This window comes from Streptococcus thalassemiae, assembly GCF_903645285.1.
In the GTDB taxonomy this organism is placed as follows: Bacteria; Bacillota; Bacilli; order Lactobacillales; family Streptococcaceae; genus Streptococcus; species Streptococcus thalassemiae.
The window spans coordinates 246,732-272,763 of sequence record NZ_CAHJXN010000004.1 but is presented as its reverse complement, the minus strand read 5'-3'; the positions used below and the strand labels follow the sequence as shown (position 1 = coordinate 272,763).

The 26,032-nt window shown below is 40.9% G+C and carries 29 protein-coding genes; 21 read left to right on the top strand and 8 right to left on the bottom strand.

The window, feature by feature from the left end; all coding sequences use genetic code 11:
• Positions 1-4: 4 nt before the first annotated feature.
• A complete protein-coding gene (gene trhA, locus HWX15_RS08850) occupies positions 5-652 on the bottom strand; it encodes a PAQR family membrane homeostasis protein TrhA (RefSeq protein ID WP_175880904.1) in 648 nt (215 codons plus the stop codon).
• A complete protein-coding gene (locus HWX15_RS08845; protein WP_175880903.1) occupies positions 649-1,095 on the bottom strand; it encodes a DUF1836 domain-containing protein in 447 nt (148 codons plus the stop codon). The genes trhA and HWX15_RS08845 overlap by 4 nt, the downstream gene beginning before the upstream one ends.
• Positions 1,096-1,229: 134 nt before the next feature.
• Between HWX15_RS08845 and HWX15_RS08840 the strand changes: the two genes are divergently transcribed.
• The 7 genes from HWX15_RS08840 to trxB all read left to right on the top strand — a co-directional run bounded on the left by HWX15_RS08840 (position 1,230) and on the right by trxB (position 5,582).
• Positions 1,230-1,724, top strand: coding sequence for a GNAT family N-acetyltransferase (locus HWX15_RS08840; protein WP_175880902.1), 495 nt, complete (start codon positions 1,230-1,232; stop codon positions 1,722-1,724).
• Positions 1,724-2,233, top strand: a complete 510-nt coding sequence (locus HWX15_RS08835) for a methylated-DNA--[protein]-cysteine S-methyltransferase (protein ID WP_175880901.1) — start codon at positions 1,724-1,726, stop codon at positions 2,231-2,233. The genes HWX15_RS08840 and HWX15_RS08835 overlap by 1 nt, the downstream gene beginning before the upstream one ends.
• A gap of 12 nt (positions 2,234-2,245) precedes the next feature.
• Positions 2,246-2,602 carry an arsenate reductase family protein gene (locus HWX15_RS08830; protein WP_000889091.1) on the top strand — a complete coding sequence of 119 codons (357 nt, stop codon included), beginning with the start codon at positions 2,246-2,248 and terminating at the stop codon, positions 2,600-2,602.
• A gap of 157 nt (positions 2,603-2,759) precedes the next feature.
• On the top strand, positions 2,760-3,560 hold the full coding sequence (locus HWX15_RS08825; RefSeq protein WP_001103446.1) for an amino acid ABC transporter permease: 801 nt from the start codon (positions 2,760-2,762) through the stop codon (positions 3,558-3,560).
• Positions 3,560-4,303, top strand: a complete 744-nt coding sequence (locus HWX15_RS08820; protein ID WP_000590965.1) for an amino acid ABC transporter ATP-binding protein — start codon at positions 3,560-3,562, stop codon at positions 4,301-4,303. The genes HWX15_RS08825 and HWX15_RS08820 overlap by 1 nt, the downstream gene beginning before the upstream one ends.
• 77 nt (positions 4,304-4,380) lie before the next feature.
• Positions 4,381-4,605: a DUF4059 family protein gene (locus tag HWX15_RS08815; protein WP_049511345.1), complete on the top strand. Its 225-nt coding sequence runs from the start codon at positions 4,381-4,383 to the stop codon at positions 4,603-4,605.
• A 65-nt stretch (positions 4,606-4,670) separates the two neighbouring features.
• The gene (trxB, locus tag HWX15_RS08810; protein WP_175880900.1) at positions 4,671-5,582 is read left to right on the top strand and encodes a thioredoxin-disulfide reductase; all 912 of its coding nucleotides are present in this window, start codon (positions 4,671-4,673) and stop codon (positions 5,580-5,582) included.
• Here the strand turns inward: trxB and HWX15_RS10070 are convergent.
• From HWX15_RS10070 to def, 3 genes are read right to left on the bottom strand one after another with little or no spacing between them, the layout of a single operon-like run.
• Entirely contained in the window at positions 5,579-5,815 is a 237-nt protein-coding gene (locus HWX15_RS10070; protein ID WP_050208688.1) for a hypothetical protein, read from the bottom strand. The two genes, trxB and HWX15_RS10070, sit on opposite strands and share 4 nt — an antisense overlap.
• 47 nt (positions 5,816-5,862) lie before the next feature.
• On the bottom strand, positions 5,863-6,591 hold the full coding sequence (gene rlmB / locus HWX15_RS08800; RefSeq protein WP_175880899.1) for a 23S rRNA (guanosine(2251)-2'-O)-methyltransferase RlmB: 729 nt from the start codon (positions 6,589-6,591) through the stop codon (positions 5,863-5,865).
• A gap of 44 nt (positions 6,592-6,635) precedes the next feature.
• Positions 6,636-7,247: a peptide deformylase gene (gene def, locus HWX15_RS08795; RefSeq protein ID WP_001272956.1), complete on the bottom strand. Its 612-nt coding sequence runs from the start codon at positions 7,245-7,247 to the stop codon at positions 6,636-6,638.
• 174 nt (positions 7,248-7,421) lie between these two features.
• On the opposite strand from def, the gene HWX15_RS08790 reads away from it, so the two are divergent.
• The 6 genes from HWX15_RS08790 (at position 7,422) to HWX15_RS08765 (ending at position 12,873) form a co-directional block, all read left to right on the top strand.
• Positions 7,422-8,741: a CapA family protein gene (locus HWX15_RS08790; RefSeq protein WP_175880898.1), complete on the top strand. Its 1,320-nt coding sequence runs from the start codon at positions 7,422-7,424 to the stop codon at positions 8,739-8,741.
• Between the two features lie 21 nt (positions 8,742-8,762).
• On the top strand, positions 8,763-9,590 hold the full coding sequence (locus tag HWX15_RS08785; RefSeq protein ID WP_175880897.1) for an HAD family hydrolase: 828 nt from the start codon (positions 8,763-8,765) through the stop codon (positions 9,588-9,590).
• Position 9,591: 1 nt separating this feature from the next.
• On the top strand, positions 9,592-10,227 hold the full coding sequence (locus HWX15_RS08780; protein ID WP_175880896.1) for an SGNH/GDSL hydrolase family protein: 636 nt from the start codon (positions 9,592-9,594) through the stop codon (positions 10,225-10,227).
• A gap of 83 nt (positions 10,228-10,310) precedes the next feature.
• Complete coding sequence (locus HWX15_RS08775) at positions 10,311-11,036, top strand: CppA family protein (RefSeq protein ID WP_175880895.1); 726 nt, start codon at positions 10,311-10,313, stop codon at positions 11,034-11,036.
• Positions 11,033-11,968 (top strand): serine hydrolase domain-containing protein, encoded by a 936-nt coding sequence (locus HWX15_RS08770; protein ID WP_175880894.1) that lies wholly within the window; start codon positions 11,033-11,035, stop codon positions 11,966-11,968. The genes HWX15_RS08775 and HWX15_RS08770 overlap by 4 nt, the downstream gene beginning before the upstream one ends.
• Before the next feature lie 8 nt (positions 11,969-11,976).
• Positions 11,977-12,873: a DMT family transporter gene (locus tag HWX15_RS08765; RefSeq protein ID WP_175880893.1), complete on the top strand. Its 897-nt coding sequence runs from the start codon at positions 11,977-11,979 to the stop codon at positions 12,871-12,873.
• Between the two features lie 147 nt (positions 12,874-13,020).
• Here HWX15_RS08765 and HWX15_RS08760 read toward each other — a convergent pair whose 3' ends face one another.
• On the bottom strand, positions 13,021-13,719 hold the full coding sequence (locus HWX15_RS08760; protein ID WP_175880892.1) for a GntR family transcriptional regulator: 699 nt from the start codon (positions 13,717-13,719) through the stop codon (positions 13,021-13,023).
• A gap of 141 nt (positions 13,720-13,860) precedes the next feature.
• Here HWX15_RS08760 and guaA point away from each other — a divergent pair, with 141 nt between their 5' ends.
• The 6 genes from guaA (at position 13,861) to HWX15_RS08730 (ending at position 22,957) form a co-directional block, all read left to right on the top strand.
• On the top strand, positions 13,861-15,423 hold the full coding sequence (gene guaA / locus HWX15_RS08755; protein ID WP_000065714.1) for a glutamine-hydrolyzing GMP synthase: 1,563 nt from the start codon (positions 13,861-13,863) through the stop codon (positions 15,421-15,423).
• A 357-nt stretch (positions 15,424-15,780) separates the two neighbouring features.
• Positions 15,781-17,067: a peptidase U32 family protein gene (locus HWX15_RS08750; protein WP_000169096.1), complete on the top strand. Its 1,287-nt coding sequence runs from the start codon at positions 15,781-15,783 to the stop codon at positions 17,065-17,067.
• A gap of 266 nt (positions 17,068-17,333) precedes the next feature.
• The gene (locus tag HWX15_RS08745) at positions 17,334-18,794 is read left to right on the top strand and encodes a nicotinate phosphoribosyltransferase (protein ID WP_175880891.1); all 1,461 of its coding nucleotides are present in this window, start codon (positions 17,334-17,336) and stop codon (positions 18,792-18,794) included.
• On the top strand, positions 18,791-19,615 hold the full coding sequence (gene nadE / locus HWX15_RS08740; protein ID WP_175880890.1) for an ammonia-dependent NAD(+) synthetase: 825 nt from the start codon (positions 18,791-18,793) through the stop codon (positions 19,613-19,615). The genes HWX15_RS08745 and nadE overlap by 4 nt, the downstream gene beginning before the upstream one ends.
• A gap of 209 nt (positions 19,616-19,824) precedes the next feature.
• Positions 19,825-20,373 carry a GNAT family N-acetyltransferase gene (locus HWX15_RS08735; RefSeq protein WP_175880889.1) on the top strand — a complete coding sequence of 183 codons (549 nt, stop codon included), beginning with the start codon at positions 19,825-19,827 and terminating at the stop codon, positions 20,371-20,373.
• A 631-nt stretch (positions 20,374-21,004) separates the two neighbouring features.
• A complete protein-coding gene (locus HWX15_RS08730) occupies positions 21,005-22,957 on the top strand; it encodes a PspC-related protein choline-binding protein 1 (protein WP_175880888.1) in 1,953 nt (650 codons plus the stop codon).
• A gap of 571 nt (positions 22,958-23,528) precedes the next feature.
• Here the strand turns inward: HWX15_RS08730 and queA are convergent.
• On the bottom strand, positions 23,529-24,557 hold the full coding sequence (gene queA / locus HWX15_RS08725; RefSeq protein WP_175881012.1) for a tRNA preQ1(34) S-adenosylmethionine ribosyltransferase-isomerase QueA: 1,029 nt from the start codon (positions 24,555-24,557) through the stop codon (positions 23,529-23,531).
• Positions 24,558-24,707: 150 nt separating this feature from the next.
• Here queA and HWX15_RS08720 point away from each other — a divergent pair, with 150 nt between their 5' ends.
• Both HWX15_RS08720 and rpsU read left to right on the top strand, forming a co-directional pair.
• Positions 24,708-25,415 carry a glucosamine-6-phosphate deaminase gene (locus HWX15_RS08720; RefSeq protein WP_175880887.1) on the top strand — a complete coding sequence of 236 codons (708 nt, stop codon included), beginning with the start codon at positions 24,708-24,710 and terminating at the stop codon, positions 25,413-25,415.
• A 138-nt stretch (positions 25,416-25,553) separates the two neighbouring features.
• Positions 25,554-25,730, top strand: a complete 177-nt coding sequence (rpsU, locus tag HWX15_RS08715; protein WP_000048054.1) for a 30S ribosomal protein S21 — start codon at positions 25,554-25,556, stop codon at positions 25,728-25,730.
• Between the two features lie 61 nt (positions 25,731-25,791).
• On the opposite strand, the gene HWX15_RS10065 is transcribed toward rpsU, so the two are convergent.
• On the bottom strand, positions 25,792-25,962 hold the full coding sequence (locus HWX15_RS10065) for a hypothetical protein (RefSeq protein WP_254867372.1): 171 nt from the start codon (positions 25,960-25,962) through the stop codon (positions 25,792-25,794).
• Between the last annotated feature and the right edge of the window lie 70 nt (positions 25,963-26,032).

Sequence of the window (26,032 nt, the reverse complement as noted above, 5' to 3'; positions counted from 1 at the left end):
TTTTTTACATGTAATAAACAATGGCGATGTATTGGAGTGCGGACGCAGCTAGGATAAAGAGATGCCAAATCATGTGGAAATAAGGTTTTTTCTTGGCGTAAAATCCAGCTCCAACTGTATAAGAGAGTCCGCCAGTTACCATGAGACTCCAGAAAATGGGTGTCGTTTGACTGATAATGGCAGGAATGATAGCTAGAACCAACCAGCCCATAATCAGGTAAAGAGCAAGGCTAAATTTCTCATTGACCTTTTTAGCAAAGATTTTATAGAGAATACCAAAGATGGTCGTTCCCCATTGAATGGCAATAATTAGATAGCCAAACCAGTTATTCATTAAGGTCAAGACGACGGGCGTGTATGAGCCTGCAATAGCAACATAAATCATAGAATGATCAATGATTCTCAAGACATATTTATGGGTCGAACCATAGGCCATAGAGTGATAAATGGTGGACGAGAGGAACATGAGAAATAGGCTGATAACAAAAATGGAAACGCCGATAGAGGATAAAAATCCGTGTACCTCATAACTATAGGTGGATGAAATGGGGAGTAAGATAAGCATGATGACTGCACCTACGGCATGGGTCACACTATTAGCAATCTCCTCTCCAAAACTGAGTTGTTTGCTGAGTTTAAGACTAGTGTTCATCGGATTACCTCCTCTTGAGTATGATGGATTAAGGCTAGAGTTTGATGATAGAGTTTAACGGTTTGGCAGCTGGTTTGGATAATGGGGTTAGCTGGGTCAATTCCGTGGTTCATGTAGTCCACAAAAGCATCGTAGAGTTGGTCTGAACTTGCTTGACTTTGGAGAGTATTCAGTGTCTGAGCGATTTCTTGGATTGAAAAGACAGACTTTAGGGTTGTGATAGCAATCAAACGGGCAATCTGTTGGCGTTGGTATTTTTTCTTGTCAGGCTTTGTCAGATAACCATGTTTGACATAATTATTGACCATGGATGCTGTCAAGCCCTTGTCTTTATCAGGAGAGATAGGGGCGCAGACCTGATTGACATAGAGTAAAACCTGGTCCAGATAGAGGTCAATGTTTGGAATTTCTGCCCATTTTGGGTAGGAAAAGGTAGTTTTCATTTCCAACTCCTTTTTATCTAGTTTTAATAACTAGATTATAAAATAATAAAAACAGAAAGTCAAGCTTTAACTGCTTGTGAAAAGGCTTAAATTATGCTATGATGGGAGAAACTAGTCAGAAATGAGGAGAAAAGATGGAAATTCGTTTAGCTTTTCCAAATGAAGTAGATGACATCATGCAGGTGATGGAGGATGCTAAAAAATGTTTAGCAGATGCTGGTAGTGACCAGTGGCAAAATGGTTATCCAAATGCAGACATTATTATTGAGGATATTATCTCGGGTCAAGCCTATGTAGCCTTGGAAGAAGGAGAACTACTAGCCTATGCTGCTGTGACCAAGAGTCCAGAGGCAGCCTATGAAGCCATTTATGAAGGAAAATGGCAAGCTGAGGAGTCAGAGTATCTAGTCTTTCACCGTATTGCTGTGGCAGTAGCTGTGCAGGGACAAGGAGTTGCTCAAACCTTCTTAGAGGGCTTGATTGAAGGCTTTGATTATCTTGATTTTCGTTCAGATACGCATGCTGAAAACAAGGCCATGCAGCATATTTTTGAAAAACTCGGTTTTAAACAGGTTGGTAAGGTTCCAGTTGATGGCGAACGCTTGGCCTATCAAAAATTGAAGAAATAATGCAAAAGATGTACGTAAAAATGCTCTACTTTTCGCCAATAGGAACCTTGTCTTTGGTTGCCGACGAGCAATATCTGTATGGCATTTGGGTGCAGGAGCAGAAGTATTTTGAGAGGGGGATAGGAGATGAAACAATAGAAGAAGTTGTTAGTCATCCCATTTTAAATCCAGTTATTGCTTGCTTAGATGCTTACTTTAAGGGCAAGCCTCAGGATTTATCCAACTTGCCCTTGGCTCCAATCGGAACGGATTTTGAAAAGAGAGTTTGGTCCTATTTACAGGGAATTCCTTATGGTAGGACAGTGACCTATGGACAAATAGCTCAAGACCTGCAAGTAGCTTCTGCTCAAGCAATTGGTGGAGCTGTAGGACGTAATCCTTGGTCCATCCTAGTACCTTGTCATCGTGTGCTTGGAGCAGGCAAGCGTCTGACAGGTTATGCTGCAGGTGTGGAAAAGAAAGCTTGGCTCTTGGAGCATGAAGGCGCAGATTTTAGAGATATAAAATAGAAAGTGAAAGACATGTTAGAATTTATCGAATACCCAAAATGTTCAACTTGTAAAAAAGCAAAACAAGAATTAAACCAACTCGGTGTGGACTATAAAGCCGTTCATATCGTCGAAGAAACACCCAGCCAAGAAGTCATTTTAAACTGGCTAGAAACCTCAGGGTTCGAGTTGAAGCAATTTTTCAACACTAGTGGAATCAAATACCGTGAATTAGGGCTGAAAGATAAGGTAGGAAGCCTGTCAAACCAAGAAGCAGCTGAGTTACTAGCAAGCGACGGTATGTTGTTAAAACGGCCCATTTTAGTAGAAAACGGGACTGTTAAGCAAATCGGTTATCGAAAAGCTTATGAAGAATTGGGATTGAAATAGTTTTTACTTATCTCTTTGATAGATAAAATATATAACCTCCCTGTTTCAAAGTATGATAAACTAGTAGGTAGACAAAGTCTGTATCTGACCGTAGCAAATAATTTCATTGACGGCAGAAGTATGGTAGAATGAATCATTATCAGGAGAGGATGTTTTTATGAATGTTACAACGATTTTAGCATCAGATTGGTATCAAAACTTGATGCAATTGATTCCGGATGGCAAGCTTTTTAGCCTGCGTTCGGTCTTTGATGGAATCCCGAGAATTGTCCAACAACTTCCAACAACGATTATGTTGACCATTGGTGGTGCCTTTTTTGGCTTGGTTTTGGCGCTTCTTTTTGCCATTGTGAAGATCAATCGTGTCAAGATTTTATATCCTTTGCAGGCCTTCTTTGTTAGTTTCTTAAAAGGGACACCGATTTTGGTGCAACTCATGTTGACCTACTACGGAATCCCTTTGGCTTTGAAAGCTCTCAATCAGCAATGGGGTACTGGTCTCAATATCAATGCTATTCCAGCTGCTGCTTTTGCGATTGTCGCCTTTGCCTTTAATGAGGCAGCTTATGCTAGTGAAACCATTCGTGCAGCCATTCTCTCAGTCAATCCTGGTGAGATTGAAGCGGCACGCAGTCTGGGGATGACCCGAGCACAAGTTTATCGACGAGTGATTATTCCAAATGCAGCAGTTGTGGCAACTCCAACCTTAATCAATTCCCTCATCGGCTTGACCAAGGGAACTTCCCTAGCCTTTAGTGCGGGTGTTGTAGAAGTCTTTGCCCAAGCTCAGATTCTGGGTGGAGCTGATTATCGTTACTTTGAACGCTTCATCTCCGTTGCCCTTGTTTACTGGGTAGTCAATATCGGAATTGAAAGCCTCGGTCGCTTTATCGAGAGAAAAATGGCTATTTCTGCACCTGATACAGTGCAAACAGATGTGAAAGGAGACCTTCGTTAATGATTAAGATTTCGAATTTAAGCAAATCCTTTTCAGGACAGACTGTCTTGGATCATCTGGACTTGGATATTCAAAAAGGGGAAGTTGTAGCCTTGATTGGTTCTTCAGGAGCTGGAAAATCAACCTTTCTTCGCAGTCTCAATTATCTTGAAACACCTGATAGTGGCTCGATTCAGATTGATGATTTCTCGGTTGATTTTTCTAAAATCACTCAAGAAGAAATCCTTGCCCTACGTCGCAAGTTATCTATGGTATTTCAGCAGTTTAATTTGTTTGAGCGCCGTACAGCACTTGATAATGTGAAAGAAGGCTTGGTTGTTGTCAAGAAATTATCTGACCAAGAAGCGACTAAGATTGCCAAGGAAGAGTTGGCTAAGGTTGGGCTTTCTGATCGTGAAAACCATTACCCTCGTCATTTATCAGGTGGACAGAAGCAACGGGTTGCCTTGGCGCGTGCGCTTGCCATGAAACCAGATGTCTTGCTCTTAGACGAACCAACTTCAGCCCTTGACCCAGAATTGGTCGGTGAAGTAGAGAAGTCTATTGCAGATGCTGCTAAGTCAGGTCAAACCATGATTTTGGTCAGTCATGACATGTCCTTTGTAGCCCAAGTGGCTGATAAGATTCTCTTCTTAGATAAGGGGAAAATCATCGAGTCTGGAACACCGGATGAGATTATCCACCATCCTAAAGAAGAGCGCACAAAAGAATTCTTTGCTAGTTACAAACGAACTTATATTTGATATAATAGATAAAGGAAAACTCAGTTAGCTGGACTAGCTGAGTTTACTCTTTAAAAAAGATAGAAATGAGAGAAATCATGCTACTGCAACTATTTTCTTTATATTTCGAGAGTTTGATCTTGACCACCATCCTCGTCCTGATTTTTTTAGGGATTTGGATTGGACTGAGAGCCATGTCGGGAGTTGATAAGACAGCTAAGGCTCGCCAAGCCCATCTCTATGATATGATTATGATTGGGATCTTGGTTGTTCCAGTATTATCCTTTGCGGTTATGAGTTTAATTCTTGTTTTCAAGGCATAATCCTTGCGTGATTGACAAGAAAGAGTTAGAATAAAGATAGTTACAACAAGAAAGAAGGAAACTATATGTACGATACTATTATTATCGGTGCTGGACCTGCAGGGATGACTGCAGCCTTGTATGCTGCTCGAAGCAATTTGAAAGTAGCCTTGATTGAAGGTGGTCTGCCAGGTGGTCAGATGAATAATACCTCTGATATCGAAAATTACCCAGGATATGCTAATATTAGTGGGCCAGAATTGGCAGAAAAGATGTTTGAACCACTTGAAAATCTTGGTGTTGAGCACATCTATGGTTATGTTGAAAATGTCCAAGACCATGGTGATTATAAAACAGTGATGACCGATGACCAAACATATGAAACACGTACAGTTATCGTAGCAACTGGTTCTAAACACCGTCCTTTGGGAGTGCCTGGAGAAGAAGAACTGAACAGTCGTGGTGTTTCCTACTGTGCCGTATGTGATGGAGCTTTCTTCCGTGATCAAGATTTGTTGGTAGTCGGTGGTGGAGATTCAGCTGTTGAAGAAGCACTCTTCTTGACTCGTTTTGCTAAGACTGTTACCATTGTTCACCGTCGTGACCAACTTCGTGCCCAAAAAGTTTTACAAGACCGCGCCTTTGCGAATGAGAAAATCAGCTTTATCTGGGATTCTGTCGTTAAGGAAATCAAGGGTGAAAACAGAGTAGAATCTGTCGTTTTTGAAAATGTGAAAACAGGTCAAGTGACAGAGCAAGCCTTCGGTGGTGTCTTTATCTATGTTGGTTTGGACCCTGTTAGCGATTTTGTTAAAGAATTGAATATTCAAGACCAGGCTGGATGGATTGTGACAGATAATCACATGAAGACTGCAGTTGATGGTATCTTTGCAGTTGGAGATGTTCGTTTGAAAGATCTTCGCCAAGTAACAACGGCAGTTGGAGATGGAGCTATCGCCGGTCAAGAAGCCTACAAGTTTATCACAGAACATAGTTAATACACTTCGAAAATCTCTTCAAACCACGTCAGTTTCTCTTTGCCGTAGGTATGGTTACTGACTTCGTCGGTCTTATCTACAACCTCAAAAACATGTTTTGAGCTGACTTCGTCAGTTCTATCCACAACCTCAAAACAGTGTTTTGAGCTGACTTCGTCAGTCTTATCTACAACCTCAAAGCAGTGCTTTGAGTAACCTACGGCTAGTTTCCTAGTTTGCTCTTTGATTTTCATTGAGTATAATCATAAAAAAGTTTCCAATCAGATGACTGGAAACTTTTTTATAGTCTATTTCGAAAAACTTCGTACATGAGAATGGCCGCAGCAACACTGGCATTAAGGCTTTGAACATGTCCATTCATGGGAATGGTAATCATTTCATCGACTTGTTTTTTGATGTTGCTAGAGATACCTTTTCCTTCATTTCCAATGATGAGGGCGATTTTCCCTTTTGTATTCCACTTGTGGCAAGGAGTCCCATTCATATCCGTTCCAAAGGTCCAGAAGCTTTCATCCTTAAGTTTATCTAGGGTTTGACTTAGGTTGGTCACTCGAGCAATTGGAACGTGCTCAATAGCACCTGTGGCCGTTTTGGCAACGACAGGAGTAACACCGACAGCACGGTGTTTGGGAATGATGACACCTGAAACGTTGGTCGCATCGGCCGTTCTCAGGATGGAGCCTAGGTTGTGAGGGTCAGTTAAGCCATCCAGAATCAATAGCAAAGGATTTTCTTCTTGACGCGTTTGGGCAAGGATGTGATCCAGCTCGCTATAGGCAAATTCAGACACTCGTAGAACAAAACCTTGGTGGACAGCACCTTCAGTCATCTCAGAGAGGGATTTTTTTGAAGTCCAAGAAATGGACACCTTCTTTTCTGTAGCCAGTTCTTTGACTTTCTCAACATTCTTACCTCGGAGATCTTCTTGGAGGTAGAGTTTGTTTCCAGTGTTTGCAAGGAGGGCTTCGGTAACGGCGTGGACGCCATAGACAATATCATTTGTTTTCATGCCTCTATTATAACACAAAACCCCGTCTTGCAACGGGATTTTCTTTATTCTAGAATTAGTAAACCATCTTTAACTGCAAATGGGTCTTTTTCATTGATACGATCGTAAAACATGATTCCGTTGATGTGGTCAATTTCATGCTGAACAACAATAGAGTTGTAGCCTTTGAGCTTGATACGGTGTTTTTCTCCATCCTTGTCAAAGTAGTCAACAGTGACGCGAGCATGACGCACCACATAGCCAGGCACGTTGCGGTCAACAGACAGACAACCTTCTCCTTCGCCAAGAGCAGCGTCTTGAACAGAGTGAGAGACGATTTTTGGATTGTACATAATAGCTTGCAAATCGTAGGCTTCCTGTGGAGTTTCTCCTTCTTCAACAATATTAGGCACCAAAACAGCGATAATGCGTTTTGAGATATCCAATTGAGGAGCAGCAAGTCCAACACCACCGCGGAGTCCCATTTTTTCAGCCATGACAGGATCTTGGGAATGTTTGAGGAATTGCATCATCTTTTCACCAAGGATGATTTCCTGGTCAGATAGGGGGAAAGTAACTTCCTCAGCAACCGCGCGTAGAGTTGGGTTCCCTTCGCGGATAATATCGTTCATATCAATTAAGTGAGCAGCTTTTGTAATACGTTCTATTGCAGACATTTTCTCTCCTTTCATTACCTCTACATGATAACACAAAATGACAAGGATTGAAAGTATTATAGCCTTTAGGATTTATAGAAAATAGATAGGATGTTCAATTCAATTGTGAAAGAAATACTTATCTGTGATATAATAAAAAGAAAAGGCTTGCATAAGAAAGTAGGGAGAATGAAGATGCAAAGAAGACAAGATAGAAATCAGGGTGGTTTAGCTTTTCGTTTTATGAAGGGCTTGGTAAACTTTTTTAGGAGTTATCGCAGGTGGAGCAATAAAGGATTTGTGGCGGTACTCTTGCTAGCAGTTGCTTTATCAATGGGCTTGGTCTTGTTGTTTGAAAGTTTCCAAGGCATGCCTCTGACCAGTCAAAAACGAGATACTATTTCTCAAGAGGGGACTAAGCAAAAGTCTCAGGAGCAGGAAGAGGAAAAATCTGCTAGAATTATGGCCAACGGAGATTTGCTCTACCACGATGGACTTTTCTTTTCAGCTAAGAAAGAAGACGGTACCTATGACTTTCATGAGAATTTTGAGTATGTGGCTCCTTGGCTTAAGCAAGCAGACTTAGCTATTGGCGATTTTGAAGGAACCATCAATAAGGATCATTATTTAGCAGGTTATCCTCTCTTTAATGCTCCTGCTGAAGTTATGGATGCTATTAAGGATGCAGGTTATCATGTGCTGGATTTAGCTCATAATCATATTTTGGATTCGCAAATTGAGGGAGTTATTTCAACGGCCGATATTATTGAGAAAGCTGGAATCACTCCAATCGGAGTTTATACGCACGAGCCACGTGATCAGGCTCCGCTGGTCATTAAGGAAGTGAATGGTATCAAGGTTGCTCTTTTGGCCTATTCCTATGGTTTCAATGGAATTGAGCAGTATATTTCTCAGGAAGACTATAATCGTTATCTTTCAGATTTAAACGAAGATAAGATGAAGGCTGAAATTGAACGGGCAGAAAAGGAGGCAGATATCACCATTATCATGCCTCAGATGGGTGTGGAGTATCGCTTGGAACCAACTGAAGAACAAAAGGCTCTTTATCACAAGATGATTGATTGGGGAGCTGATATTATCTTTGGAGGGCACCCTCACGTAGTTGAACCATCTGAAACGGTTGAAAAAGATGGAGAAAAGAAACTCATTATCTATTCAATGGGGAACTTCATTTCCAATCAACGGATTGAATCTATGGGAGATGAAGAAAATGCTAAGTGGACTGAACGTGGCGTTCTCATGGATGTAACCATTAAGAAGAAGGATGGAAAAACAACTATCGAAACAGCTAAAGCTCATCCTACTTGGGTCAATCGAACACCAAAGGGAACCTTTTCACCAGAAGGCTATCCTTTATATCATTATCAAACCTATATCTTGGAAGATTTTATAGAGGGTGGCAGTCATCGTGACCAGTTAGATGAAGCGACTAGGGAACGAATTGATACAGCCTATAAAGAAATGAACGAACATGTGGGATTGAAGTGGGATTAGTTTGAATCCAGAGGGAAGTAAATGACGATTAAAGTAATTGCGACAGATATGGATGGAACTTTGCTGGATGCTAGAGGTCAGCTGGATCTTCCACGTTTGGAAAAGATTTTAGATCAGTTGGATCAAAGGGGGATTCGTTTTGTCATCGCGACGGGCAATGAAATTCACCGCATGAGGCAACTACTGGGACACTTGGTGGATCGAGTGGTTCTGGTGGTTGCCAACGGTGCTCGTATATTTGAAAACAACGAATTGATTCAAGCTCAGACTTGGGATGATGCCATTGTCGACAAGGCTTTGGCTCATTTCAAGGGTCGAGCGTGTCAGGACCAGTTTGTTGTAACGGGGATGAAGGGTGGTTTCGTCAAGGAAGGTACTATTTTTACAGACCTTGAAAGTTTTATGACTCCAGAAATGATTGAAAAATTCTACCAACGGATGCAATTTGTGGACGAATTAACCTCTGACCTCTTTGGTGGTGTGCTCAAGATGAGTATGGTTGTTGGTGAGGAACGTTTGAGTTCGGTCTTGGAAGAAATCAATGACCTCTTTGATGGCCGTGTTCGGGCTGTATCGAGTGGCTATGGTTGCATTGATATCCTCCAAGCTGGAATTCATAAAGCATGGGGCTTGGAAGAATTACTCAAGCGCTGGGACTTGAACCCTCAACAAATCATGGCTTTTGGTGATAGTGAAAATGATGTTGAAATGCTTGAAATGGCTGGAATTGCCTATGCGATGGAAAATGCTGATGAGAAAGCCAAAGCTGTGGCTACTGCTCTAGCGCCAGCCAATAGCCAAGGAGGAGTTTATCAAGTCTTGGAAAACTGGTTAGAAAAAGGAGAATGAAGTGGCAGTACAGTTATTAGAAAATTGGTTACTAAAGGAACAAGAAAAAATCCAAACCAAGTATCGTCATCTAAATCAAGTTTCTGTTGTAGAGCCAGACATTCTTTTTATTGGGGATTCCATTGTCGAATATTATCCTCTGCAGGAACTATTTGGGACTTCAAAGACGATTGTCAATCGAGGCATTCGAGGTTATCAGACAGGGCTGTTATTAGAGAATCTGGATGCGCATCTGTACGGTGGGGCGGTAGATAAAATTGTCCTTTTAATTGGGACGAACGATATTGGAAAAGATGTGCCTGTGAATGAGGCTCTCAATAATCTCGAAGCTATCATACAGTCTATTGCTCGCAATTATCCACTGACAGAGATAAAATTGCTTTCCATTTTGCCAGTCAATGAAGGAGAGGAGTACAAGCAGACAGTCTATATCCGCTCGAATGAAAAAATTCAGAACTGGAATCACGCCTATCAAGAGCTTGCTTCTGCCTATATGCAGGTGGAATTTGTGCCAGTTTTTGATAGTTTGACAGACCAAGCGGGCCAACTCAAAAAAGATTATACAACTGATGGATTGCACCTCAGTGTTCCCGGTTATCAGGTTTTGACCAAAGCTTTGAAAGACTATCTTTACTAAATAGCTAAATAATGTTAAATTTGAGCATAATATCTTGTAAAAAATTCTAAAATCCTTTAAAATAAAAAGTGATGGAGGAATTTATGAATGTAAATCAGATTGTACGGATTATTCCTACTTTAAAAGTTAATAATAGAAAATTAAATGAAACATTTTATATTGAAACCCTTGGAATGAAGGCCTTGTTAGAAGAGTCGGCCTTTCTATCACTAGGTGATCAAACAGGTTTAGAAAAGCTGGTTTTAGAAGAAGCTCCAAGTATGCGCACTCGTAAGGTAGAGGGAAGAAAAAAACTAGCTAGATTGATTGTCAAGGTGGAAAATCCCTTAGAAATCGAGGCCTTATTAGCTAAAACAGATTCGATTCATCAATTATATAAAGGTCAAAATGGATACGCTTTTGAGATTTTTTCACCCGAAGATGATTTGATTTTGATTCATGCGGAAGATGACAGAGCAAGTCTAGTAGAAGTAGGAGAAAAGCCAGAATTTCAAACAGATCTGGAGTCAATTTCTTTAAGTAAATTTGAAATTTCTATGGAATTACACCTCCCAACGGATGTAGATAGTTTCTTGGAACTATCTGAAATTGGGACATCCCTTGATTTTATCCCAGCACAGGGGCAGGATTTGACTGTGGACAGTACGGTTACCTGGGACTTGTCTATGCTCAAGTTCTTGGTAAATGAATTAGACATAGCAAGTCTGTGCCAGAAATTTGAGTCTACCGAATATTTTATTCCTAAGTCTGAAAAATTCTTCCTTGGTAAAGATAGAAATAATGTTGAATTGTGGTTTGAAGAAGTATGAAGTGGACCAAGATTATTAAAAAAATAGAAGAACAAATCGAGGCAGGGATTTATCCCGGAGCCTCTTTTGCGTATTTTAAGGACAATCAATGGACGGAGTTCTATTTAGGCCAGAGTGACCCAGAGCATGGCTTGCAGACTGAGGCAGGACTTGTTTATGACCTAGCTAGTGTCAGCAAGGTTGTTGGGGTAGGTACTGTTTTTACCTTCTTGTGGGAAAGAAGTCAATTAGATATTGACAGACCAGTAACCGATTTTTTAGCTGAGAGTGATTATCCAGACATCACTATTCGTCAGCTCTTAACCCATGCTACAGATCTTGATCCTTTTATTCCAAATCGAGACCTTTTAACAGCCTCAGAATTAAAGGAAGCGATGTCTCATCTCAACAGACGAAGTCAGCCAGCCTTTCTTTATTCGGATGTTCATTTTTTGCTGTTGGGTTTTATCTTGGAAAGAATCTTTGATAAGGATTTGGATGAGATTTTACAGGAACAAGTTTGGAATCCTTGGAGAATGACGGAAACCCAATTTGGACCTGTTGAGCTTGCTGTTCCAACCGTCAGAGGTATCGAGACAGGTCTGGTACATGATCCCAAGGCTCGCCTCCTGGGCAGACATGCTGGTAGTGCTGGTTTGTTTTCGACTGTAAAGGATTTACAAATCTTTTTAGAACACTATTTAGCAGATGATTTTGCAAGAGATTTGAGTCAAAATTTTTCTCCTTTGGATGACAAGGAACGTTCTTTAGCATGGAATTTGGAAGGAGATTGGCTAGACCATACGGGCTATACAGGTACCTTTATCATGTGGAATCGTCAGAACCAAGAAGCGGCTATTTTCCTATCGAATCGTACCTATGAAAAGGATGAGAGGGCTCAGTGGATTTTAGACCGTAATCAAGTGATGGACTTGATTCGCAAAGAAGAGTAAGGAGAGACATGTCAAACAGTTTAAAAGGGACTTTATTAACAGTTGTGGCTGGGATTGCTTGGGGCTTGTCAGGAACGAGTGGCCAATACCTGATGGCACACGGAATTTCGGCTCTGGTTTTGACCAACTTGCGTCTTTTAATCGCTGGTGGAATTCTCATGCTCTTGGCTTATGCCACTGCAAAAGATAAAATGCTGGCCTTTTTAACGGATAGAAAGAGTTTGCTGTCTCTTCTTATTTTTGCCCTAATTGGTCTATTCCTCAACCAATTCGCCTATCTAACTGCTATTCAGGAGACCAATGCAGGAACCGCGACGGTGCTTCAGTATGTTTGTCCTGTTGGGATTTTGATTTATAGCTGTATCAAGGATAAGGTGGCGCCGACGCTGGGAGAGATAGTTTCCATCATATTAGCCATCGGAGGAACCTTCCTGATCGCAACTCATGGGCAGTTGGACCAGTTATCCATGACACCTGCAGGCCTGTTCTGGGGTCTATTTTCTGCTCTGACTTACGCCCTTTATATCATTTTGCCCATAACCTTGATTAAGAAGTGGGGGAGCAGCTTGGTCATTGGTGTGGGAATGGTCATAGCAGGTTTGGTCGCCCTTCCTTTTACAGGAGTTCTAGAGGCTACTATCCCAACTAGTCTTGATTTTCTCCTTGCATTTGCGGGCATTATCCTTATCGGGACTGTTTTCGCCTATACAGCTTTCCTTAAAGGAGCCAGTCTGATTGGACCGGTCAAATCAAGTTTGTTAGCTTCAATTGAACCAATCTCGGCGGTTTTCTTTGCCTTCCTAATCATGAATGAACAATTTTATCCTATTGATTTTCTTGGTATGGCAATGATATTGTTTGCTGTAACTCTGATTTCTTTGAAGGATTTACTCTTAGAAAAATAAAAAGACTCTTTGTCCGTGACAGAGAGTTTTTATGTAGTATTTTATACTCAATGAAAATCAAAGAGCAAACTAGGAAACTAGCCGCAGGCTGTACTTGAGTACGGCAAGGCGACGTTGACGCGGTTTGAATTTGATTTTCGAAGAGTATTAATTGTTTTCAAGATAAAATTCAAATCGTTCGCCTACATACTGACTTTTTACGTATTCAAATGCAGTACCATCTTCCAGGTAGGAAACCTGAGTCAGACCAAGAATAGCATGTCCTTTTTCAACTTCTAAATAGTGGGCAATTTTTTCTTTAGCAAGGCGAGCATAAATAGTCTGCTGTGATTTACCAATACGATAGCCATGTTGTTGCAGTGTTTGGAAGAAATGACTGGTGATTTCTTCTTTTTTAAAGTCCTTAATGAATTTTTCAGGAATAGAAGCAACCTCATAAACCAGAGGAACTTGGTCGGCATAGCGTACCCGCTCCATTCGGATAATGTTTTCGGTTGGAGAAATTCCTAACTTAGCAACTTCCTGCTCATTGGGAATGGTTTTTCTGTAGGAAATGAGTTGACTAGAGGGAACTTTGCCTTGGGACTTAACAATTTCAGTAAAACTGGTTGTCCCTCGCATCTTTTCTTGTACCCGAGTACTGGAAACAAAGGTGCCGCTTCCTACACGACGCTCTAAAACGCCTTCTTCGACTAATAGAGATACAGCTTGGCGAAGGGTCATGCGACTGACCGCAAACTGCTCTGCTAAATCTCGTTCACTAGGAAGCCTCTCCCCAATAGCCCAACGGTGCTCGTCAATATCCTTTTTAATCTGATCATGGATTTTCATATAAGCGGGTAGCATATTTTTCACTTCATTTCTATCTTTTCTCTATTGTACCCCAATAAACTAGAAAAAGTCAAACTTCGCCTTGTTTAGTTGGTAATTCGCCCTTATTTGTGATAGAATATTGAAAAAAGATATTTCTTTTGAGAAAGGAAAAAGATGAGCAACATTTCAACTGATTTGCAAGATGTAGAAAAAATCATCGTTTTGGACTATGGTAGCCAATACAACCAGCTGATTTCACGCCGTATCCGTGAGATTGGTGTTTTTTCAGAACTAAAAAGCCATAAAATTTCAGCCGCTGAAGTTCGTGAAATCAACCCTGTAGGAATCATCCTTTCAGGTGGTCCAAATTCTGTATACGAAGATGGTTCATTCGATATTGACCCAGAAATCTTCGAACTTGGAATTCCTATTTTGGGAATCTGTTATGGTATGCAGTTATTGACCCATAAACTTGGAGGAAAAGTTGTCCCGGCAGGTGATGCTGGAAATCGTGAATACGGTCAATCAACTCTTACTCACACACCATCAGCTCTTTTTGAATCAACACCTGATGAACAGACTGTTTTAATGAGCCATGGTGATGCAGTTACTGAAATTCCTGCTGACTTTGTTCGTACAGGTACATCAGCTGACTGCCCATACGCAGCCATCGAAAACCCAGATAAACACATTTACGGTATCCAGTTCCACCCAGAAGTTCGCCATTCTGTATACGGGAATGATATCCTTCGTAATTTTGCCCTTAACATCTGTAAGGCTAAAGGCGACTGGACAATGGATAACTTCATCGATATGCAGATCCAAAAAATCCGTGAAACCGTCGGTGATAAACGTGTCCTTCTTGGTCTATCAGGTGGTGTTGACTCTTCAGTTGTTGGAGTTCTTCTCCAAAAGGCTATTGGCGATCAATTGATTTGTATCTTTGTAGACCACGGTCTTCTTCGTAAAGGAGAAGCGGACCAAGTTATGGACATGCTTGGTGGTAAGTTTGGTTTGAATATCGTCAAAGCAGACGCTGCTAAACGTTTCCTTGACAAACTTGCTGGCGTTTCTGACCCTGAACAAAAACGTAAAATCATCGGTAACGAGTTTGTCTATGTCTTTGATGACGAAGCAAGCAAGCTCAAAGATGTGAAATTCCTTGCTCAAGGAACTCTTTATACAGATGTTATTGAGTCTGGTACAGATACAGCTCAAACTATTAAGTCACACCACAACGTTGGCGGTCTTCCAGAAGACATGCAGTTTGAATTGATCGAACCATTGAATACTCTTTACAAGGACGAAGTTCGTGCCCTTGGTACAGAGCTTGGTATGCCAGACCATATCGTATGGCGCCAACCATTCCCAGGACCAGGACTTGCTATCCGTGTCATGGGCGAAATCACTGAAGAGAAACTTGAAACCGTTCGTGAATCAGATGCTATCCTTCGTGAGGAAATTGCTAAAGCTGGCCTTGACCGCGACATCTGGCAATACTTCACAGTTAACACAGGCGTTCGTTCAGTTGGTGTTATGGGTGACGGTCGTACGTACGACTACACTATTGCAATCCGTGCCATCACCTCTATTGATGGTATGACTGCTGACTTTGCCAAAATTCCTTGGGAAGTCCTTCAAAAAATCTCAGTACGTATCGTAAACGAAGTGGATCATGTTAACCGTATCGTCTACGATATTACAAGTAAACCACCTGCAACAGTTGAATGGGAATAGTCATCTAAGGACTAATTTATATATTTTTACGAGCCAGTATCTTTGGGTACTGGTTTTTACTTTTCTAGACTTTTTGGCTACTTGTTAAAACTGGGTTAATTTTCGACAGTTTATCAGTCATTATGCAAAGCATATACTCAATGAAAATCAAAGAGCAAACTAGAAAGCTAGACGCAGGTTTCTCAAAATACTGTTTTGAGGTTGCAGATGGAAGCTGACGTGGTTTGAAGAGATTTTCGAAGAGTATTAAAAGATTAGAATTGTCAAAACAATCTGTCTAGGCTTGATTTTATCGCTTATTTACTATAAAATGAGAAGGAAAAACGTCAAACTTTTATATTGCAAATAGGAGAAATCATGACAAAAACATTAAAACGTCCTGAGGTTTTATCACCTGCAGGGACTTTAGAGAAGCTAAAAGTAGCTGTTCAGTATGGGGCAGATGCTGTCTTTATCGGTGGTCAGGCCTATGGTCTCCGTAGCCGTGCCGGTAACTTTACCTTTGAACAGATGGAAGAAGGCGTCCAGTTTGCTGCCAAGTATGGAGCTAAGGTCTATGTAGCGGCTAATATGGTTATGCACGAAGGAAATGAAGCTGGTGCTGGTGAGTGGTTCCGTAAACTACGTGATATCGGGATTGCAGCAGTTATCGTATCTGACCCAGCCTTGATTATGATTGCAGCGACAGAAGCGCCTGGTCTTGAAATCCACCTCTCTACCCAAGCAAGTGCCACTAACTATGAAACTCTTGAGTTCTGGAAAGAGCTAGGCTTAACACGTGTCGTTTTGGCGCGTGAGGTTTCAATGGAAGAATTAGCTGAAATTCGCAAACGTACAGATGTTGAGATTGAAGCTTTTGTCCATGGAGCTATGTGTATTTCATACTCTGGTCGTTGTACACTTTCAAACCACATGAGTATGCGTGATGCCAACCGTGGTGGATGTTCTCAGTCTTGCCGTTGGAAGTACGACCTTTACGATATGCCATTTGGTCAAGAACGCAAGAGCTTGAAGGGTGAAATTCCAGAAGAATTTTCAATGTCAGCCGTTGACATGTCTATGATTGACCATATCCCAGATATGATTGAAAATGGTGTGGACAGTCTGAAGATTGAAGGGCGTATGAAGTCTATTCACTACGTATCAACAGTAACCAACTGCTACAAGGCGGCTGTGGATGCCTATCTTGAAAGTCCTGAAAAGTTTGAAGCTATCAAACAAGACTTGGTGGACGAGATGTGGAAGGTTGCCCAACGTGAATTGGCTACAGGTTTCTACTACGGTACACCATCTGAAAATGAGCAGTTGTTTGGTGCTCGTCGTAAAATTCCTGAATACAAGTTTGTCGCTGAAGTGGTTTCTTATGATGATGCGACACAAACAGCAACCATTCGTCAACGGAATGTCATTAACGAAGGCGACCAAGTTGAGTTTTATGGCCCAGGTTTCCGTCATTTTGAAACGTATATCGAAGATTTACATGATGCCAAAGGAAATAAAATTGACCGTGCTCCAAATCCAATGGAACTCTTGACAATCAAAGTCCCACAACCTGTTCAAGCTGGAGATATGGTTCGCGCTCTCAAAGAGGGTCTCATCAATCTTTATAAGGAAGATGGAACCAGCGTCACAGTTCGTGCTTAATGTAGTTGTTTAGTTTTAAAAAATTATGCTAAGCTCCATATACAACACTTAAACGAGATTAAAGAATGGCGAAATCCCTTGATGTGCAAGGGATTAGCTGTCCTTTTTTATTTTTTAAGTGATAAAGTATGGAGTCGAGAGTGGAGAATAGCTTGTTACTCTTTTCTCAATACAGCTAAAATGTGATATAATAGTACTAATTTATTGGAATATGTGAAAGTTCTTGAAAATTTTCATGAGTTTCTAGCTAAGGAAGTAGGAAAAGTATGTATCCAGATGATAGTTTAACATTGCACACGGACTTGTACCAGATCAACATGATGCAGGTTTACTTTGACCAAGGGATTCACAATAAAAAGGCGGTCTTTGAGGTTTATTTCCGCCAACAGCCTTTTAAGAACGGCTATGCGGTTTTTGCAGGTTTGGAAAGAATTGTGAGTTATCTTGAAGACCTGCGTTTTTCAGATAGTGATATTGCCTATTTGGAGTCGCTAGGCTATCATGGGGCATTCTTGGACTACCTCCGCAATTTCAAGTTGGAGTTGACCGTTCGTTCTGCCCAAGAAGGGGACTTGGTCTTTGCTAATGAGCCGATTGTGCAGGTGGAAGGTCCTCTAGCCCAATGTCAGTTGGTCGAAACGGCCCTTTTGAATATTGTCAACTACCAGACCTTGGTAGCGACCAAGGCAGCTCGTATTCGTTCGGTCATCGAAGATGAACCCTTGATGGAGTTTGGGACACGTCGGGCGCAAGAAATGGATGCGGCTATCTGGGGAACACGCGCAGCGGTGATTGGTGGTGCCAATGGAACTAGCAACGTGCGTGCTGGTAAACTCTTTGACATTCCTGTTTTGGGGACCCATGCCCATTCCTTGGTGCAGGTTTATGGCAATGACTATGAGGCTTTCAAGGCTTATGCTGCGACCCACAAAAATTGCGTCTTTCTTGTGGATACCTATGATACCCTTCGCATTGGGGTACCCGCTGCCATTCAGGTGGCGCGTGAGCTGGGTGACCAGATTAACTTTATGGGTGTGCGGATTGACTCTGGGGATATTGCCTACATTTCCAAGAAAGTTCGTCAGCAACTGGACGAGGCTGGATTTGCAGAGGCTAAGATTTATGCTTCTAATGATTTGGACGAAAATACTATCCTCAACCTCAAGATGCAAAAGGCCAAGATTGATGTCTGGGGAGTGGGAACCAAGCTGATTACAGCTTATGACCAGCCAGCTCTTGGGGCAGTTTACAAGATTGTTGCAATTGAAGATGAAAATGGTAAGATGTGTAATACTATCAAGCTATCTAATAATGCGGAAAAAGTGTCGACGCCAGGTAAGAAGCAGGTATGGCGGATTACCAGTCGTGAAAAAGGCAAGTCAGAAGGTGACTATATCACTTATGATGGCGTAGATGTTGCCAGCATGACAGAAATCAAGATGTTCCATCCGATTTATACCTACATCAAGAAGACCGTTCGTAATTTTGACGCTGTTCCTCTCTTGGTGGATATCTTTAAAGACGGGAAATTGATTTACAATCTGCCTAGTTTGACTGAGATTCAGGATTATGCTCGTAAGGAATTTGACAAGCTTTGGGATGAGTACAAGCGTGTGCTCAATCCGCAGCATTATCCAGTGGATTTGGCGCGTGATGTATGGCGAGACAAGATGGACTTGATTGACAAGATGCGCAAGGAAGCCCTTGGTGAAGGAGAAGAAGAATGAGTTTGCAAGAAAGGATTATCCAAGAACTGGGCGTGAAACCAGCGATTGATGCCCAGGAAGAAATCCGTCGTTCCATTGATTTCTTAAAAAGATACCTGAAAAAACATCCCTTCCTAAAAACCTTTGTACTAGGGATTTCTGGGGGACAAGACTCAACCTTAGCAGGACGATTGGCTCAATTAACTATGGAAGAACTGCGAGCAGAAACGGGAGATAACAGCTACAAATTTATCGCTGTCCGCCTGCCATACGGAGTGCAAGCTGATGAAGCAGATGCTCAAAAAGCCCTAGCCTTCATCCAGCCAGATGTCAGCTTGGTTGTGAATATCAAGGAATCAGCTGACGCCATGACGGCAGCAGTTGAAGCGACAGGTAGTCCTGTTTCAGATTTTAACAAGGGCAATATCAAGGCTCGTTGCCGTATGATTGCTCAGTATGCCCTTGCTGGTGCCCATAGCGGAGCGGTCATTGGGACAGACCATGCTGCGGAAAATATCACAGGTTTCTTTACCAAGTTTGGTGACGGTGGTGCGGATATTCTTCCTCTTTACCGCCTCAATAAACGTCAAGGAAAACAACTTTTGCAGGAACTTGGTGCAGACCCAGCCCTTTATGAAAAAATCCCAACAGCAGACCTAGAAGAAGACAAACCAGGCTTAGCTGACGAAGTGGCTCTCGGAGTCACTTATGAAGAGATTGACGACTATCTAGAAGGCAAAACAATCAGCCCAGAAGCTCAAACAAGAATCGAAAACTGGTGGCACAAAGGCCAACACAAACGCCACCTACCAATCACCGTATTTGATGACTTTTGGGAGTAAAAAGGTCCGGGGGACCTTTTTAGCTTCTTGCCTTGAAATTCGAGAGCAAGAATAACCTCCAGTGGAGGTTTTTAGCCTCTCACCTAGAAATGAGAAAGTGAGAGAAGGTCCAGTGGGCCTTTTTAGCTTATTACCTTGAAATTAAAAAGTAAAACAAATTTCAATGGAGATTGGACAGAGAATCATCTATCAGAAAGTGAGGTAGTATCGTGAAATCTATCGGTACACAAATATTACAAACAGAACGTTTGATTTTAAGAAGATTTGTGGAGAGTGATGCAGAAGCCATGTTTCAGAATTGGGCTTCATCTGCTGAGAATCTAACCTACGTCACCTGGAATCCCCATCCTGATGTTGAGGTGACTCGAAATTCGATTCGAAATTGGGTTGCCTCCTATACAAATCCCAACTATTACAAATGGGCCATTTGTCTCAAAGAAAACCTAGAGCAAGTGATAGGAGATATCAGCATCGTTGCAATAGATGAGAACGATTTTTCTTGTGAAATTGGGTATGTTTTAGGAAAAAACTATTGGGGCCGAGGTATGATGACGGAGGCCTTGAAAGCTGTGTTAGACTTTTGTTTTACTCAAGCAGGTTTTCAAAAAGTCAAAGCTCGATATGCCAGTCTTAATCCGGCTTCAGGTCGTGTCATGGAAAAGGCTGGAATGTCCTATCTACAAACCATTGTTAATGGTGTAGAGAGAAAAGGCTATCTTGCGGATCTTATTTATTATCAGATAAGCAGGGAAGACTAGTGAATTTTTTCTGTTTCCATCGAAGTCAACTATTTATTGTAAATATAATAATTGGCATTCCAAGTTTATTTGCAACTTTAAAATAGTATATTGATTAGCACAAGACAGATGTTCTAGTTCCTTCTTTAATCTTGTTTAGTATTAGTTAAAAAATCGCTTTAATCTTGTAACTAAGAGGGAGCTAATCGACTAGATTCTCCAGCCGAACAGGTGGTAATATGTTTTTTATAGTGTAATCCTAACTGTTGTTAAATTTAAAATAGAATCCTCTATCGAGTTAGGGAATTGAATTCTACCAATTTTATTTATGTTTTTCTATCAAAATATCTAACATTAAAATAGTCTCATTCTGATGAGCAAACTATTCGATTGCTACTGCATCGTTGTATAAGGAATGATGAAAGATGAGTGAAAATTATCAAGTTGGAATGTTTGTATCGAAATATATTAGCATGTATTTAGATAAGATGTCTGCAATCCTCTATATATGAGATTGATTACGATATAGTTGAAGTGTTAGTTCAATAATCAATATCTCATTCTGAGTTTATTTAATATACAAAACATATTGTTTAACATTTGCCAGAAAAGATGCTATACTAGAAGTAGTAACTTTTAGAAGGAGGATGTAATGGAAAAATTTAATACCAATAAGCGCTATGCATTACGTAAACTCGGAAAGATTTTTGGTTCTGTGATAGTCGGGCTAACTTTATTTTTAGGAGGAATCCTGAATACAAGTTTTGTTCATGCTGATGGGGCAGATGTGACAAGTGAATTGGATGATAATTTTGAAACCCAAGATAACCGAAAAGATATCCCCTATGAAACAATATACGAAAGAGATGACAATCTTCCTAAAGGAACGAAAGAAACAAAAACACCTGGTAAAAAAGGAATAAAAGCTACCGTAAAAACATATTCATCTACAACTTTACAGTTGGTCAGCGAGAAATCTGACGTTGTTATTCTTCAACCTCAAACAGAAGTTATCAAAGTGGGAACAAAGCCTACTGTAGTTACCGAAACGATTAGCTCTCTTATTAGATATATAAAAGATGCCACTCGCCCTGTTGGAAGTAATGTTTTAACAGAAAGTGATGGAGAAGATGGACTTAGAAAAATTACTACAACATATGATGTAAATGATAAAACAGGTGAGGTAACAATTAGAGAAACAACATCCACCATTGAAAAAGAATCAAAGGATATTATCTATAAAGTTGCAGCTAAAGATAAGGTAGAAAAACGCATCACCGAAAAAAGTACAAATATCCGTTTTGAAAAAGATGAAACTAAAGACCGTAGTGAAAATCCTATTACAATTGACGGAGAGGACGGAACTGTAACCACGACAAGGACCTACGATGTTGATTCAGAGACTGGTAAGGTCACAGAAAAGGTTACTGTAGACAGAAAAGAACCGACAGACACAGTTATCAAAGTTCCAGCCAAAAGCAAGGTTGAGCGTAAAGTCCTTCCTACAAGTGTCATCCGTTATGAAAAAGATGAGAGTAGAGACCGAGGAGCTTCTATTGAGATGGTTGACGGAGAGGATGGCTATGTAACCACGACAAGAACCTATGATGTTAATCCAGAGACTGGTAAGGTCACAGAAAAGGTTACTGTAGACAGAAAAGAACCGACAGACACAGTTATCAAAGTTCCAGCCAAAAGCAAGGTTGAAGAAGTTCTTGTTCCATTTGCTACTAAATATGAAGCAGACAATGACCTTTCTGCAGGACAGGAGAAAGAGATTACTCTAGGAAAGAATGGGAAAACAGTTACAACGATAACTTATGATGTAGATGGAAAGAGTGGACAAGTAACTGAGAGTACTTTAAGTCAAAAAGAAGACTCTCAAACACGAGTTGTTAAAAAAGGAACCAAGCCCCAAGTTCTTGTCCAAGAAATTCCAATCGAAACAGAGTATCTCGATGACCCAACTCTTGATAAGGGTCAAGAAGTAGAAGAAGCAGGAGAAATTGGTGAAATTACGCTTACTACAATGTATACTGTAGATGAACGTGATGGAACAATTGAAGAAACTACTTCTCGTCAAATTACTAAAGAGATGGTAAAAAGACGTATAAGGAGAGGGACGAGAGAACCTGAAAAAGTTGTTGTTCCTGAGCAATCATCTATTCCTTCGTATCCTGTATCTGTTACATCTAACCAAGGAACAAACGCAGCAGTAGAACCATCTAAACCAGTTGCTCCAACAACAGGCTGGAAACAAGAAAATGGTATGTGGTATTTTTATAATACTGATGGTTCCATGGCAACAGGTTGGGTACAAGTGAATGGTTCATGGTACTACCTCAACTCTAATGGTTCCATGGTAACGGGTTGGGTACAAGTGAATGGTTCATGGTACTATCTCAACTCTAACGGTTCTATGGAGACAGGTTGGCTACAAAATAATGGTTCATGGTACTACCTCAACAGCAACGGTTCTATGAAAGCCAATCAATGGTTCCAAGTTGGTGGTAAATGGTATTATGTAAATGCATCGGGTGAGCTAGCGGTCAATACAAGTATAGATGGTTATAGAGTCAATGATAATGGTGAATGGGTGCGTTAATAGATTCCTCCCTGCGACAAAATTGATAATAGTATGTCTGGATATATAATTATGTATAAAAAGCTATAGATAAGCTCATCTTATAGCGACTATAAAAAAGTGAACAAGCCTAGTCTTCTGTGCATTAGAATTCAGGTTTGTTCACTTTTTGTTTAATACTCAATGAAAATCAAAGAGCAAACTAGAAAACTAGTCGCAGGTTGCTCAAAGTACTGCTTTGAAGTTGTAGATAGAACTGACGAAGTCAGTCACATATATAATCCAAGGTGACGTTGACGCGGTTTGAAGAGATTTTTGAAGAGTATAAGTCTTTGATTTTGAGACTAAGGAGAGTCAGGGTCAAAGTAGTGAATGATTCTGAAACAACTCATAATAGTCTCTTGAGAGGACAGATAAGAGTAACAAATATGGTGCTACTCATGTATCTTGCATTTTGATTTACAAACAGCGAAGAAAATATAGGAAGCTGAAATAAAATATAGATGAATCAATTTGGAGAGTCAACGCAATCTATTGTAGATATAATATCTTATCGATTTATTGGTATTAGAAGATTTAGAGAAATTCTTTCTCAATAAATAAACATGGCATCGCCAAAACTAAAGAAGCGATAGTGTTCTTGGATGGCATGGTGGTAAGCGTCTAAGACTAATTTACGGCCAGCAAAGGCAGAAACCAACATGACCAGAGTTGATTTTGGCAGGTGGAAGTTGGTTGAGAAGGCATCCACGACCTTCCACTCATACCCAGGTTTGATAAAGATATTGGTCCAGCCAGAATCTGCTTGGATTTGCCCCTCAAACTTGGAACCAATAGTCTCCAAGGTGCGGATAGAAGTGGTTCCGACAGCGATGACACGGCCTCCATTTTCCTTGACAGATCGAAGGGTGGCAGCAGCTTCCTCAGAAAGTTGGTAGAATTCTGAGTGCATTTCGTGTTCGTCCAGATTGTCAACTGAAACAGGTCTAAAGGTTCCGAGTCCGACATGAAGAGTCAGATAGACCAGATGAACACCCTTGGCTTGGATTTCTGCTAGCAGTTCTTTGGTGAAGTGCAGTCCAGCAGTCGGCGCTGCAGCAGAGCCACTTTCTTTGGCGTAGACCGTTTGATAGCGTTCACGGTCATCCAGTTTTTCGTGGATATAAGGTGGCAGAGGCATTTCTCCCAGACTTTCCAAGACTTCTAGGAAAATTCCTTGGTATTCAAAGCGGACAATGCGGCCCCCATGGGTCAATTCTTCTGTAACGACAGCGCTGAGGCGACCATCACCAAAACTGACACGTGTACCAATCTTGAGGCGTTTGGCAGGTTTTGCCAGAACCTCCCACTCATCTCCGGCAGTATTTTTGAGCAGGAGCAGTTCCACATGGCCTCCAGTTTCTTCCTTTTGACAATAGAGGCGGGCAGGGAGAACTCGGGTGTCGTTCATGACAAGGGCATCACCAGGTTCCAGCATATCAATAATAGAGTGGAAGTGTTTGTCCTGCATTTCTCCCGTCTCACGGTTGACAATGAGGAGTTTAGAAGCATCTCGTTTTTCAAGGGGCGTTTGGGCAATCAATTCCTCAGGCAAGTGGAAGTCAAAATCAGCTGTATTCATATATCTGTTCATTCTTTCTAAGTTCTAATCCTATCCATTATAACATGTTTCAAGTATAGTCGCTCTTTTTTTAGAAATTAAATCGTTTTCACTTGACAAAAATTGGTCTATACCATATAATGAATATAGACAGAAATGGAGGATGAAAAGATGAAAGTTATCAAAGTTGAAAACCAAATCGAAGGTGGAAAAGTTGCTTTTGAGATTTTGAAGGAAAAATTGGCCAATGGAGCTCAAACCCTAGGACTTGCGACAGGAAGTAGCCCACTTGAATTTTACAAGGAAATTGTTGAGAGTGACCTTGATTTTTCAAATCTAACCAGTGTCAACCTTGATGAGTATGTAGGCCTTGATGGCGACAATCCTCAGTCTTACCGTCACTTCATGCAAGAAAACTTGTTTAACCAAAAACCATTTAAAGAAAGTTTCTTGCCTCGTGGTGTTAAGGATCATGCTGAAGCTGAAGTGGAACGCTACAACCAAATTTTGGCTGACCATCCAGTTGACCTCCAAATCTTGGGAATCGGTCGCAATGGGCATATCGGCTTTAATGAACCTGGTACTCTATTTGACAGTCAAACGCATCTAGTAGAACTTGACCAGTCGACTATCGAAGCTAATGCTCGCTTCTTTGACAAGATTGAAGACGTTCCAACCCAAGCCATTTCAATGGGGATTAAAAACATTTTGGATGCCAAGTCAATCCTTCTTTTTGCTTACGGTGAGTCAAAAGCAGAAGCCATCGCTGGAACAGTGTCTGGCCCAGTTACTGAGTCTCTACCAGCAAGTAGCTTACAAAATCACCCTGATGTGACTATTATTGCGGATGCTGAAGCGCTCAGCTTACTTGAAAAATAAAAAGCAATGTTCTATTGAGCGCTTTCAACTCTTGTATAAATGGAAGAAAAAATCAAAATTAAACCTCATTTTTACTTGACAATTATTCCTTTTACGTGTAGAATAAAATAGATATTGAACTTGAAGGGAGTGAAAAAAATGTCTAAAACAGTGGTACGTAAGAATGAATCTCTTGACGACGCACTTCGTCGTTTCAAACGTGCGGTTACTAAAGCTGGTACTCTTCAAGAAACACGCAAACGTGAATTCTATGAAAAACCTTCTGTAAAACGTAAACGTAAATCAGAAGCAGCTCGTAAACGTAAAAAATTCTAATTAGAAATGAAAGGCTAGAGAAATCTAGTCCTTTTTCTTTTAATACTCTTCGAAAATCTCTTCAAACCACGTCAACGTCGCCTTGCCGTATGTGTAGGATACTGACTACGTCAGTTCCATCTACAACCTCAAAACAGTGTTTTGAGCTGACTTCGTCAGTCTTATCTACAACCTCAAAGCAGTGCTTTGAGCAACCTTCGGCTAGTTTCCTAGTTTGCTCTTTGATTTTCATTGAGTATAAATAAATACTCCAAAGCCTGCAAAAATCTGAAATATCCTCCTACAATTTGATATAATAGTAA

Coding starts and splice junctions, on each gene's coding strand:
- HWX15_RS08720 (WP_175880887.1), top strand. CDS start 24,708: ATGAAAGTTATCAAAGTTGAAAACCAAATCGAAGGTGGAAAAGTTGCT.
- HWX15_RS08835 (WP_175880901.1), top strand. CDS start 1,724: ATGCAAAAGATGTACGTAAAAATGCTCTACTTTTCGCCAATAGGAACC.
- HWX15_RS08815 (WP_049511345.1), top strand. CDS start 4,381: ATGCTACTGCAACTATTTTCTTTATATTTCGAGAGTTTGATCTTGACC.
- HWX15_RS08825 (WP_001103446.1), top strand. CDS start 2,760: ATGAATGTTACAACGATTTTAGCATCAGATTGGTATCAAAACTTGATG.
- trxB (WP_175880900.1), top strand. CDS start 4,671: ATGTACGATACTATTATTATCGGTGCTGGACCTGCAGGGATGACTGCA.
- HWX15_RS08750 (WP_000169096.1), top strand. CDS start 15,781: ATGACAAAAACATTAAAACGTCCTGAGGTTTTATCACCTGCAGGGACT.
- queA (WP_175881012.1), bottom strand. CDS start 24,557: ATGAATACAGCTGATTTTGACTTCCACTTGCCTGAGGAATTGATTGCC.
- HWX15_RS08765 (WP_175880893.1), top strand. CDS start 11,977: ATGTCAAACAGTTTAAAAGGGACTTTATTAACAGTTGTGGCTGGGATT.
- HWX15_RS08830 (WP_000889091.1), top strand. CDS start 2,246: ATGTTAGAATTTATCGAATACCCAAAATGTTCAACTTGTAAAAAAGCA.
- HWX15_RS08820 (WP_000590965.1), top strand. CDS start 3,560: ATGATTAAGATTTCGAATTTAAGCAAATCCTTTTCAGGACAGACTGTC.
- rlmB (WP_175880899.1), bottom strand. CDS start 6,591: ATGAAAACAAATGATATTGTCTATGGCGTCCACGCCGTTACCGAAGCC.
- HWX15_RS08790 (WP_175880898.1), top strand. CDS start 7,422: ATGCAAAGAAGACAAGATAGAAATCAGGGTGGTTTAGCTTTTCGTTTT.
- HWX15_RS08845 (WP_175880903.1), bottom strand. CDS start 1,095: ATGAAAACTACCTTTTCCTACCCAAAATGGGCAGAAATTCCAAACATT.
- HWX15_RS08785 (WP_175880897.1), top strand. CDS start 8,763: ATGACGATTAAAGTAATTGCGACAGATATGGATGGAACTTTGCTGGAT.
- guaA (WP_000065714.1), top strand. CDS start 13,861: ATGAGCAACATTTCAACTGATTTGCAAGATGTAGAAAAAATCATCGTT.
- HWX15_RS08745 (WP_175880891.1), top strand. CDS start 17,334: ATGTATCCAGATGATAGTTTAACATTGCACACGGACTTGTACCAGATC.
- HWX15_RS08775 (WP_175880895.1), top strand. CDS start 10,311: ATGAATGTAAATCAGATTGTACGGATTATTCCTACTTTAAAAGTTAAT.
- HWX15_RS10065 (WP_254867372.1), bottom strand. CDS start 25,962: ATGAAAATCAAAGAGCAAACTAGGAAACTAGCCGAAGGTTGCTCAAAG.
- HWX15_RS08760 (WP_175880892.1), bottom strand. CDS start 13,719: ATGCTACCCGCTTATATGAAAATCCATGATCAGATTAAAAAGGATATT.
- nadE (WP_175880890.1), top strand. CDS start 18,791: ATGAGTTTGCAAGAAAGGATTATCCAAGAACTGGGCGTGAAACCAGCG.
- HWX15_RS08770 (WP_175880894.1), top strand. CDS start 11,033: ATGAAGTGGACCAAGATTATTAAAAAAATAGAAGAACAAATCGAGGCA.
- trhA (WP_175880904.1), bottom strand. CDS start 652: ATGAACACTAGTCTTAAACTCAGCAAACAACTCAGTTTTGGAGAGGAG.
- def (WP_001272956.1), bottom strand. CDS start 7,247: ATGTCTGCAATAGAACGTATTACAAAAGCTGCTCACTTAATTGATATG.
- rpsU (WP_000048054.1), top strand. CDS start 25,554: ATGTCTAAAACAGTGGTACGTAAGAATGAATCTCTTGACGACGCACTT.
- HWX15_RS08730 (WP_175880888.1), top strand. CDS start 21,005: ATGGAAAAATTTAATACCAATAAGCGCTATGCATTACGTAAACTCGGA.
- HWX15_RS08840 (WP_175880902.1), top strand. CDS start 1,230: ATGGAAATTCGTTTAGCTTTTCCAAATGAAGTAGATGACATCATGCAG.
- HWX15_RS10070 (WP_050208688.1), bottom strand. CDS start 5,815: ATGAAAATCAAAGAGCAAACTAGGAAACTAGCCGTAGGTTACTCAAAG.